Consider the following 853-nt stretch of genomic DNA (forward strand, 5'->3'; position numbering starts at 1 on the left):
TGATACTTATAACCAAATGCGAAAAAGAGGACTGGACAAAGCAGAGGCTATCCTGCGGACCGGTGTGCAACGTTTGAGACCGGTGCTATTAACCACAATTACGACCATTTTAGGGTTGTTACCGATGGTTCTAGAAATGAACATCGATTTAGTTAATCAAAAAGTCGAATTTGGTGCGCCGAGTACGCAATGGTGGTCTCAGTTAGCGACGGCAGTAGCAGGGGGATTAGCATTCGCTACGGTGTTGACGTTGGTGCTTACGCCTTGTTTGCTTATGTTGGGAAGAGATCATCTTGCTAAGCCCGAACCTGATGAAAGCGAAGAGGCAGCGTAATGCTGCCTCTTTTTACTTTTCCGTTTATCTCATTGCCAGTAACTTACTGTAACGATCCAGCTTGTCCATACTGACTTTTGCATTCGCCATGAAGGTTTGTCTTGCTTTACCTGTTAACGATTTGGATTGCGGTAAATTCACCGTTCTTGGGTTTTTGTGCACGCCATTTACTAGGAACTCATAATGTAAGTGAGGTCCTGTCACACGACCTGTTCCACCAAGCGTACCGATAGTTTGACCTTGTTTAACACGTTGACCCGTTTTGACTGTGCGCTTCGTTAAGTGCAGATACTTGGTAATGTAAGTATTGCTGTGCTTAATGAACACGTAGTTCCCGTTGAACTTGTTGTAAGCCGATTTTTGCACCACACCATCACCAGCGGCCCAAATTGGCGTACCAACAGGTGCTGCGTAGTCAGTGCCTCGGTGAGGACGTACTCGACCCGTAACTGGGTGAAGACGACGTGGGTTAAAGTTTGAAGTCACGCGACGGAAATCCAGTGGAGCGCGCAAGAAGGC

General features: G+C 46.9%; 2 protein-coding genes. One reads left to right on the forward strand and one right to left on the reverse strand.

The window, feature by feature from the left end; translation table 11 throughout:
• A partial coding sequence (locus R8N47_RS24300) for an efflux RND transporter permease subunit (RefSeq protein ID WP_318185991.1) occupies positions 1-334 on the forward strand: 334 nt, incomplete at its 5' end.
• 24 nt (positions 335-358) lie between these two features.
• On the opposite strand, the gene R8N47_RS24305 is transcribed toward R8N47_RS24300, so the two are convergent.
• On the reverse strand, positions 359-853 hold a 495-nt coding region (locus R8N47_RS24305; protein ID WP_318185992.1), incomplete at its 5' end, for a peptidoglycan DD-metalloendopeptidase family protein.

Source organism: Vibrio sp. 2132-1 (assembly GCF_033344315.1).